Annotated in this window: 9 protein-coding genes and 1 pseudogene; 3 read left to right on the top strand and 7 right to left on the bottom strand. The window is 64.0% G+C overall.

Annotated elements, in window-relative coordinates; genetic code table 11:
• The 5 genes and pseudogenes from EOB49_RS37795 to EOB49_RS21360 form a co-directional block, all read right to left on the bottom strand.
• A pseudogene (locus EOB49_RS37795) lies at window positions 1-108 on the bottom strand (SMP-30/gluconolactonase/LRE family protein); the annotation flags it as partial.
• Window positions 108-746, bottom strand: a complete 639-nt coding sequence (locus tag EOB49_RS21375; protein ID WP_127327996.1) for a 2-dehydro-3-deoxy-6-phosphogalactonate aldolase — start codon at window positions 744-746, stop codon at window positions 108-110. The pseudogene EOB49_RS37795 and the gene EOB49_RS21375, both read right to left, overlap by 1 nt.
• A complete protein-coding gene (locus EOB49_RS21370) occupies window positions 743-1,696 on the bottom strand; it encodes a 2-dehydro-3-deoxygalactonokinase (RefSeq protein ID WP_127382166.1) in 954 nt (317 codons plus the stop codon). Before EOB49_RS21370 ends, EOB49_RS21375 begins: the two co-directional genes overlap by 4 nt.
• Window positions 1,693-2,460, bottom strand: coding sequence for an SDR family oxidoreductase (locus tag EOB49_RS21365; RefSeq protein WP_127382165.1), 768 nt, complete (start codon window positions 2,458-2,460; stop codon window positions 1,693-1,695). The genes EOB49_RS21370 and EOB49_RS21365 overlap by 4 nt, the downstream gene beginning before the upstream one ends.
• A gap of 267 nt (window positions 2,461-2,727) precedes the next feature.
• Complete coding sequence (locus tag EOB49_RS21360) at window positions 2,728-4,077, bottom strand: EAL domain-containing protein (protein WP_127382164.1); 1,350 nt, start codon at window positions 4,075-4,077, stop codon at window positions 2,728-2,730.
• Between the two features lie 230 nt (window positions 4,078-4,307).
• Here EOB49_RS21360 and gshB point away from each other — a divergent pair, with 230 nt between their 5' ends.
• Entirely contained in the window at window positions 4,308-5,249 is a 942-nt protein-coding gene (gshB, locus tag EOB49_RS21355; protein WP_127382163.1) for a glutathione synthase, read from the top strand.
• A gap of 26 nt (window positions 5,250-5,275) precedes the next feature.
• On the opposite strand, the gene EOB49_RS21350 is transcribed toward gshB, so the two are convergent.
• Complete coding sequence (locus tag EOB49_RS21350) at window positions 5,276-5,491, bottom strand: hypothetical protein (protein ID WP_127382162.1); 216 nt, start codon at window positions 5,489-5,491, stop codon at window positions 5,276-5,278.
• Between the two features lie 274 nt (window positions 5,492-5,765).
• Between EOB49_RS21350 and EOB49_RS21345 the strand changes: the two genes are divergently transcribed.
• Both EOB49_RS21345 and EOB49_RS21340 read left to right on the top strand, forming a co-directional pair.
• Complete coding sequence (locus EOB49_RS21345) at window positions 5,766-7,298, top strand: YifB family Mg chelatase-like AAA ATPase (RefSeq protein ID WP_127382161.1); 1,533 nt, start codon at window positions 5,766-5,768, stop codon at window positions 7,296-7,298.
• Between the two features lie 270 nt (window positions 7,299-7,568).
• Window positions 7,569-8,108 carry a J domain-containing protein gene (locus EOB49_RS21340; RefSeq protein WP_127382160.1) on the top strand — a complete coding sequence of 180 codons (540 nt, stop codon included), beginning with the start codon at window positions 7,569-7,571 and terminating at the stop codon, window positions 8,106-8,108.
• Between the two features lie 59 nt (window positions 8,109-8,167).
• Here the strand turns inward: EOB49_RS21340 and EOB49_RS37790 are convergent.
• On the bottom strand, window positions 8,168-9,078 hold a 911-nt coding region (locus tag EOB49_RS37790), incomplete at its 5' end, for a malate synthase G (RefSeq protein WP_245472773.1).

Here is a 9,078-nt window from a genome sequence, read left to right as displayed (position 1 = left end):
GTTGACGATGTCGAACCAGTAGAGCGTATCGGTGGCGGGATCGTAGCTCGGCCCCTCGCCGAGCTGGCAGACGTGATCGGAAAAAACCGAAACGATGGCTTCGCTCATCATGCTTCTCCGAACACCGCATCCCAGGCCACGACGGCAGCATGTGCACGCGCGGCCACCTCGTCGACGCTCATGCCCGGCTTGAACAGGCTGGAGCCCAGTCCAAAGGCGGTAACGCCGGCCGCCTTGTAGCCGGCAAAATCTTTTTCGGAGACGCCGCCGACGGCACCGACCAGCGTTTGCGCCGGCAACACCGCGCGCATCGCGGAAATGCCGCCTGCACCCAGCACGCTCGCCGGGAAGAATTTAAGCGCCGAGGCGCCGAGCTTGATCGCCTGGAAGGCTTCGGTCGGCGTGAACACGCCGGGCATCGTCACCATGCCGTAGTGCATGGCGCGCGCCATCACCTCGGCATCGATGTTGGGACTAACCAGCAGCCGCCCTCCGGCCTGGTGCAAGCCATCGACATCGGCCGGCGTCAGCACCGTGCCGGCACCGACCAGCGCCGTTTTCGGCAGCACTTGGACGATGCGGGCGATCGACGAGAACGGTTGCGGTGAGTTCAGCGGCACTTCGATCGCCTCGATGCCGGCGTCGAACAGTGCCTTGCCCATGGCCATCGCCTCGGTGGGCTTGAGCCCGCGAAGGATGGCAACCAGGCCGCGCTTGAGTTTTGGAAACGGTGCGGTCTGGCTCATCGAGCTGCTCCAATTCTTGCGATCATGCCGTTCTCGCGCGCCGCCTCGACGAGACCTGCACGCACCGCCTCGTCCGCGTCGACGGCCCGGACCTCAAGTCCGGCAAGGCCGAGCGCCTCGCTGTACAGCGTTCCCAGCGCACCGGAGGCGACCAGCACCACGGGTTCCGCACCGGCGCCGTGCCGACGGCTGGCGGAGGCGATCTCGCCGCCGATCAGAAGGCCGGACAGGCAGGCTGCGGCATCGTCGGCTTTCAAATCCTGCAGCAGGCCGGCGGCGCGGATGGAAAACAGCCGCGAGGTGACATCGCCACCATCAGCCAATGCGGTTTCGCACCAGCGGCGGAAGAACGGATTGTCCGATGTGACGGGCTTTGGATGTTCGCCGAGCGAATGGCGCAGGATCGAATGCGCGGCAAGCACCGAAAACAGCTCGCCGGTCGGCCAGGTGCCGAAGCCGGTGACAGTACCGTCCTCGACCAGCACCCATTTCGAATGGGTGCCGGGCATACAGACCAACTGGCGTCCCTTGGCCGGCAAGCCAGCGCCGGCAAGCTGGGTTTCCTCGCCGCGCATGACGTCGGGCGCGTCAGTCAGTCGCTGGGCAAGGCCCGGAACGATGCGGATGTCGCGGCTCTGGCCGGGCACGCTGGCGGCACCCGCAAGGATGGCGCTAAGCGGCGCCGGCACGGTGACATAGGGTGCTTCCAGCCAGCCTTGGCGGGATCCGGCCATGCCGCAGATGATGACGGGCAGCGCCGCTGGTGCTCCCATCGCCGCCAGATGCCCTTCGAGGATGGTCGAAAAGCCCTTCTGCTGCGCCGTGATCAGGCCATCGTCGCCACGGCGTTCGGCAAGCACCTTGCCTTGCCCGTCTATCAGCCAGACCCGCATGCGGGTCGTGCCCCAGTCGGCGGCGGCGACCGCCGGTGCGTTGCCGGCTGGGCTCACAGGAAACCTCCATCGACGACCAGCATCTGCGCTGTCAGCATGCGCGAGGCGTCCGAGGCCAAGAACAGCACGGTGCCGACGATGTCGTCGGGCTGCATCACCTGCTTGATGCATTGCTTGGCGACATGGGCGGCAAGCCCCTGTTCGGTCACCCAGAGCTCCCTCTGCCGCTCGGTGATCACCCAGCCGGGCGCAATGGCGTTGACGCGGATGCCGTCGACACCGAGCTTGCCGGCCAGCCCCTTGGTCAGACCGAGGATACCGGCCTTGGCGGCCGTGTAGGACGGCATGTCGGGGTGGTTGATGAGATAGGATGTCGAGGTGAAGTTGATGATCGAGCCGCCGCCGGCCCGCTTCATGCCCGGCGCCACCGCTTGGGCGGTGAAGAAATGCGGCCGCAGATTAATGGCCTGATTGTTGTCCCAGAACTCGACCGTCACGTCCTCGACGGCGTGGCGTTCATCCCAGGCCGCATTGTTGACCAGCACGGTGACATCGCCATGCGCCTCGGCGGCCTTCGCGGCGGACGCCCGCAGGGCCTCGACGTCGCGTAGGTCGGTCTTGAGATAGAGCGGCCGCTTGCCGAACGTCTTCTCGATGCGGTCGGCAAGAGCCGTGCTTGGGCCGTCGGCGATGTCGATGAAGGCGACATTGGCGCCTTGGCGCACAAAACCCTCGGTCAGTGCAGCACCTATCCCGGAGCCGCCGCCGGTGATCAGCACCGAGGCTCCTTCGAGGTCGGCAAAATGCGCCGATGGCATCATATCTGTTCTCTCCAGCGGATGGCCCCGAAAATCGGATCGATTTTTGGGAAAGGCATCATGCGCAAACGTTAAAAGCTACAGCGTCCTTTGCGCGTCTTGAAAGACGTGCGGCGCTATAGCGTGACCGGCGCGCATCCTAGCCACGCAAGGCGCGCGGGCAAGGGCGAACCGTCGAATTTCAGGGCTTATGTCAGACAAAACGACAATGCGCCGCACCGGATGCGCATGGCGGCACCGTCGGGATTACGGACTACGGGGAATCGCCGGTCAGATCGCCTTGGCGCGCAGGGCGCCGCGAAAGGAATCGCGGAGATAGCCAAGCGTGGCGTCGGCATCGACGGGCTTGCCGAACAGATAGCCTTGCCCGCCGGCGCAGCCGAACTGGACGAGGCGGTCGGCCTGCGCTTCCTGCTCGATGCCTTCGGCGACGACGTCCATGCCGAGCCCCTCGCACATTGCGAGGATGGCGCGGATGATGTGCTCCGAGGGACGGTCGTCGAGAATGGAGGAGACGAAGGCGCGATCGATCTTGAGCTTGTCGAAATGGAATTCCCGCAGACGGCCGAGCGAAGACTGGCCGGTGCCGAAATCGTCGAGCGAGACGCGGATGCCGACGCGGCGCAGATCCTCGACGATCTGCGCGGCCGAGGCCGGGTCGTTCATCAGGCCGGTCTCGGTGATCTCGATCTCCAGCCGCCGCGGATCGAAGCCGGTGCGATCGAGGATCGCCAGTATGTGCAGGCCGGTGTTCTGGTCGACGAGCTGCGATGGCGACAGGTTGAACGACAGGAAGAGGTCCTTCGGCCAGCTTCTGGCGGCTTCGGTCGCCTTGCGCAGCACCAGCTGCGACAACGGGCCGATGATGCCGCGCTCCTCGGCGATGGGAATGAAGACGGTCGGCGGCACCGAGCCGAGGTCGCGATCTGTCCAGCGCGCCAGCGTCTCGAAGCCGATGGTGCGGCGCGTGGCGAGATCGACGATGGGCTGGAAATGCGGCTCCACCTCGCCGGCCGAGACAGCCCGGCGCAGCGCCTGTTCGATGCGGGTGACGCGCTTGGCCGCCTCTTCCATCTCACGGGTGTAGACGACGACGCGGCCACGGCCGGAACGCTTGGCGTGATAGAGCGCCGTCTCGGCCTTGTTGATGAGGATTTCCGTGGTCTCGTCGCCCGAATAGAACAGCGAGCAGCCGACCGAGGCCGAAAGCCTGGCGGTGCGTTCGCCGACATCATAGGGCGCCGACAGGATCTCGATCAGCATGCGCGACTTTTCGGCCGCCGCCTCCTCGCTGAACACCAGGGGATAGAGAAAAGCGAATTCGTCGGCGCCGATGCGGCAGACCGTGGAATGGCCGTCCATCGAGGCGCGCAGCCGCATCGCCACCTGGATCAGGATATCGTCGCCGGCCTTGTGGCCGAACAGATCGTTGATCGGCTTGAAGCCGTCGAGGTCGAGAATGCCGACGGTAAAGGGCGCGGGATCGTCGGCACGGTCGGCGATCAGGCGATCGACCTTGTCGAAGAAGCGGCGATGGTTGCCAAGCCCGGTCAACGGATCTGTGAATGCCAGATCCGTGCTCTCCCTGTTTGCCTGACCGGTGCCAAACGAAGTTTGCATCGGTGTCCCTGTTTTGTGACGTCGGAATTTATTTTCAGACTGGCAGCAAACCCTTTAGGAAACGTATCGCGAAATCGATTTTCCACGGGCAACCGCGACTGTTTCGAAGGATCGATGAAAGCAGCGCATTCGGGTGTCGGATGCCGATCCCAGGAATGTCGCGATTGGCAGACGGGCAGTGAGCCTGTACAGGCAAGACAGTCGTCCATCCGAGCCGCCGGAGACCCGCCATGAAGCTGAAAATCGCCGTCCAGATGGACCACATCTCCACCGTGTCGATCGCCGGCGACACCTCGTTCGCGCTGTCGCTGGAAGCGCAGCGGCGCGGCCATGAGCTTTTCCACTACACGCCGGATCGGCTCTCGTTGCGCGACGGCAAGGTATTCGCCCGCATCGAGGAAATGCAGGTGCGCGACGAGAAGGGCAGCCACTATTCGCTGGGCGAGAAGGTGCGTACCGACCTGTCGGAGATGGATGTGGTCCTGCTGCGCCAGGATCCGCCCTTCGACATGAACTACATCACCACCACGCACATTCTCGAACGCATCCACCCGAAGACGCTCGTGGTCAACGACCCGGCCTGGGTGCGCAACAGCCCGGAAAAGATCCTCGTCACCGAATTTGCCGACCTGATGCCGGACACGCTGATCACCAAGGATCCGCTGGAGGTCGCCGCCTTCCGCAAGGAGTTCGGCGACATCATCGTCAAGCCGCTCTACGGCAATGGCGGCGCCGGCATCTTCCATCTGCTCGAGGGCGACCGCAACCTTGCCTCGCTGCTGGAAATGTTCGGCCAGATGTTCCGCGAACCCTATATCGTGCAGCGCTACCTCAAGGACGTGCGCAAGGGCGACAAGCGCATCATCCTGATCGACGGCGAGCCGGTCGGCGCCATCAACCGGGTGCCGGCCGAACACGATTCCCGCTCCAACATGCATGTCGGCGGCCGCGCCGAAAAGACCGAACTGACGGCGCGGGAACGCGAGATCTGCGCCCGCATCGGCCCATCGCTGAAGGAGCGCGGCTTCATCCTGGTCGGCATCGACGTCATCGGCGACTACATGACCGAGATCAACGTGACCTCGCCTACCGGCGTGCGCGAGGTCAAACGCTTCGGCGGCGCCGACATCGCCAGCCTGTTCTGGGACGCGGTCGAGGACAAGCGGAAGTAAGGGCAAGCCTCTTTCACGGATACTGATTAGGGCTGCCGGTTAAATAGGATAACCGCCAACCCGATCAGGCTAACAACCGTGCTGATGGCCGCACCAATGATCGCCAAAAAAGCGACGACGCCAAATGTCACCACACATCTCTCACCGTGGCATCGGTCCAAAAAAACAAAGAGGTAGATGCCGAGCCCGACGATGATTGGCGGCACAACCGCCATAATTGCAAGCAGCCTGGTGTTGCTCAAAGCGCGCGGCCCCGACGAGAGATCTCCATAGTCGTATCATTTCCCGCTGCGGCAACAACCATTCCGCGCGATCGTATTCAGTGATCGTGTTTTCCGTTTTCATTTTGTCTTAACCATGTTCCGTTTTTGCAACCACGCTCGCTTCCACTGCAACCCCAGCGGTCATGCGTTCCCGTAATGTTCTTGATTTGACTGTTGAAGTGTGATTGTCTGCCCGAGGGGCCGTTCCTGGCCTGAACGCAGGGCTGGGGCCAGCCTGAATTGGGGTTGCACGATGGTGGCGCGGGTTCGCACGGTGGCTTTCCAGGGCATCGAGGCCGTGCCGGTCGACGTGCAGGTGATGATCGCGCCCGGCAAGGTCAACATGCACATCGTCGGCCTGGGCGACAAGGCGGTGGCCGAAAGCCGCGAGCGGGTGCAGGCCGCACTGCATGCTTCCGGCCTGTCGATGCCGTCGAAGAAAGTCACGGTCAATCTGGCGCCGGCCGACCTGCCGAAGGAAGGCAGTCATTACGACCTGCCGATCGCGCTTGGCCTGATGGCTGCCCTTGGCGCTATTCCAGGCGACATGCTGGCCGGCTATGTCGTGCTTGGAGAATTGTCGCTCGACGGCACGATTGCCGCGGTCGCCGGCTCCTTGCCGGCGGCGATCGCAGCCAATGCCGAGGGCAAGGGCCTGATCTGCCCGTTCGCATGCGGGCCGGAAGCGGCTTGGGCTGGTCGGGAATTCGACATTCTGGCGCCGCGCAGTCTGATAGCCATCGCCAATCATTTTCGCGGCACGCAGGTGCTGTCGCGCCCCGAGGCCGGCATCCATGCCGCCGCTCTGGATTTGCCTGACCTCGCCGACATCAAGGGCCAGGAGACCGCCAAGCGGGCGCTGGAAGTGGCCGCCGCCGGTGGGCATAATCTCTTGATGATCGGGCCGCCGGGCTCGGGCAAATCGATGCTGGCGCAGCGGCTGCCGTCGATCCTGCCGCCGCTGGCGCCGAAGGAGCTTCTGGAAGTCTCGATGATCGCCTCCGTGGCGGGAGAGCTCGGCGAAGGCAAATTGACCGACCGGCGGCCGTTCCGCGCCCCGCACCACTCGGCCTCGATGGCGGCGATGGTCGGCGGCGGCATCCGCGCGCGGCCGGGCGAGGTGTCGCTGGCCCATCACGGCGTGCTGTTCCTAGACGAGTTTCCCGAGTTCACACCGCAGACGCTCGATGCGCTGCGCCAGCCATTGGAGACCGGCGACTGCATGATCGCGCGAGCCAACCATCGCGTCACCTATCCGGCGCGTATCCAGCTGGTGGCGGCGATGAACCCGTGCCGCTGCGGCATGGCCGGCGAGCCGGGCTATCGCTGCCTGCGCGGCGAGCGTTGCCGTACCGACTATCAGGCGCGCATTTCGGGTCCGCTGCTCGACCGCATCGATCTCAGGATCGAAGTGCCGGCGGTCTCGGCCAGCGACCTGATCCGGCCCGACCGGGCGGAGAAAAGCGCCGATGTGGCGCTGCGCGTGGCACGCGCCCGCACCATCCAGCGCGAGCGCTTCGAGCGGCTCGGCGCCACCCGCGCCACCACCAACGCGCATTGCGCGCCCTCGGTCATCGAAGAGATCGCCATGCCGGACGCCGCCGGCCTGTCGCTGCTCAAGGACGCCAGCGAAAAGCTCGCCTTTTCGGCGCGAGCCTATCACCGCGTGCTGAAGGTGGCGCGGACGCTCGCCGATCTCGACGCCAGCGAAACCGTCGGCCGCATCCATCTGGCCGAAGCGATCTCCTACCGCATGAGCTCGGAGCGGATGGCGCAGGCGGCGTAGATCCGCCGACATGCCGGCCTCGCCACATTGCATTCCGCGATCACGCCATAACCCGGCCTCCGCGAATCGATCATCTCCACGGTGCGGCGGACCTGAATGTCCGCTTGGCCGGCGTCCTCACCACCCAACGGCCCCCACCGACGGGGCGCCGGCCATTTTCTTCCTCTTCCAAAAGCGTGGATGTCATCGCGCGTCGGACCAAGGTCTTGGCCTCCGCATTGACATTCCTTATTTAGACAATGCGAATATGGTGTGGTCGGGGAGCCCGCTATGTTCATTGACTACTACGAAGTTTTGGAAGTTAGCCCGAACGCCAACTCGGAAACGCTGGAGCGCATATTTCGCTATTTTGCGATGCGCTATCATCCAGACAATCGCGAAACCGGCGATGAAGCCCGTTTCAGTGAAATCGTGGAAGCCCACAATACGCTCAAGGATCCGGTCAAACGCGCACAATACGACATCGCGTACAGGGACCATGCCGGCCTTCGTCGTGAATTGACCGAGGAAGCCAGCAACACCAAAGGCATCGAGCGTGACGTCGTGATCCAGGCCAGGCTGCTGTCGCTGCTTTACGCGAAGCGCCGGCACGACGTCGGCAATCCCGGGATCGGAGATGTGGAGCTCGAACGTCTGTCAGACTGTCCGCGAGAGCATCTCGAGTTTCATCTCTGGTATCTGAGAGCGAAGGGCTGGATAGCAAGAGTGGAAAACGGGACGATTGCGATTACGGTGGAAGGCGTCGATCGGGTCAACTCCGAACACCGTCGCGATCCCACCATCCGGCTCCTGGACCATACAGCTCCCTGACGCCTCACCCCGGAGAAAGCAGGCCGAAAACCCGCCGCCCATACACGACACTGGCCTCTTCAGCTCTGCTGCGCCTTCAGTTCCAGCCGCCGCGCGTGCAGCACCGGCTCGGTGTAACCGTTGGGCTGGACGCGGCCCTTGAAGACCAGGTCGCAGGCGGCGAGGAAGGCTATCGACTTGTCAAAGTCAGCCGCCATCGGCTGGTAAAGCGGGTCGCCCGCGTTCTGGCGGTCGACGATGTCAGCCATGCGCTTCATCGTCGCCATCACCTGGTCCTCGCTGCACACGCCGTGGTGTAGCCAGTTGGCGATGTGCTGTGAGGAAATACGCAGCGTGGCGCGGTCTTCCATCAGGCCGACATCGTTGATGTCAGGCACTTTCGAGCAGCCGACGCCCTGGTCGATCCAGCGCACGACATAGCCAAGAATGCCCTGCGCGTTGTTGTCGAGTTCCTTCTGGACGTCTTCGGGCGACCAGTTCGGCCGCACGGCGACGGGCACCGACAGGATGTCGTCGAGCTTCGCCTTGGGCCGGTTCTTCAGCGTCGCCTGCACGGCGTGGACGTCGACCTTGTGATAGTGCGTGGCATGCAGCGTCGCCGCCGTTGGCGACGGCACCCAGGCAGTGTTTGCGCCGGCCTTGGGGTGGGCAATCTTCTGTTCCAGCATCGCCGCCATCAAATCCGGCATCGCCCACATGCCCTTGCCGATCTGGGCGTGGCCGGCCAAGCCGCATTCCAGCCCGATGTCGACATTCCACGCCTCGTAGGCGGAAATCCAGGCGGCCTGCTTCATGTCGCCCTTGCGGATCATCGGGCCGGCTTCCATCGAGGTGTGGATCTCGTCGCCGGTGCGGTCGAGGAAGCCGGTGTTGATGAACACGACACGCTCTTTTGCGGCGCGGATCGCCTCCTTGAGGTTGACGGTGGTGCGCCGCTCCTCGTCCATGATGCCCATCTTGATGGTATTCC

Source organism: Mesorhizobium sp. M7A.F.Ca.MR.148.00.0.0 (assembly GCF_003997735.1).
In the GTDB taxonomy this organism is placed as follows: Bacteria; Pseudomonadota; Alphaproteobacteria; order Rhizobiales; family Rhizobiaceae; genus Mesorhizobium.
This window is presented reverse-complemented; position numbering and strand designations above follow the sequence as displayed.

Coding starts and splice junctions, on each gene's coding strand:
- gshB (WP_127382163.1), top strand. CDS start 4,308: ATGAAGCTGAAAATCGCCGTCCAGATGGACCACATCTCCACCGTGTCG.
- EOB49_RS21365 (WP_127382165.1), bottom strand. CDS start 2,460: ATGATGCCATCGGCGCATTTTGCCGACCTCGAAGGAGCCTCGGTGCTG.
- EOB49_RS21345 (WP_127382161.1), top strand. CDS start 5,766: ATGGTGGCGCGGGTTCGCACGGTGGCTTTCCAGGGCATCGAGGCCGTG.
- EOB49_RS21360 (WP_127382164.1), bottom strand. CDS start 4,077: ATGCAAACTTCGTTTGGCACCGGTCAGGCAAACAGGGAGAGCACGGAT.
- EOB49_RS21340 (WP_127382160.1), top strand. CDS start 7,569: ATGTTCATTGACTACTACGAAGTTTTGGAAGTTAGCCCGAACGCCAAC.
- EOB49_RS21375 (WP_127327996.1), bottom strand. CDS start 746: ATGAGCCAGACCGCACCGTTTCCAAAACTCAAGCGCGGCCTGGTTGCC.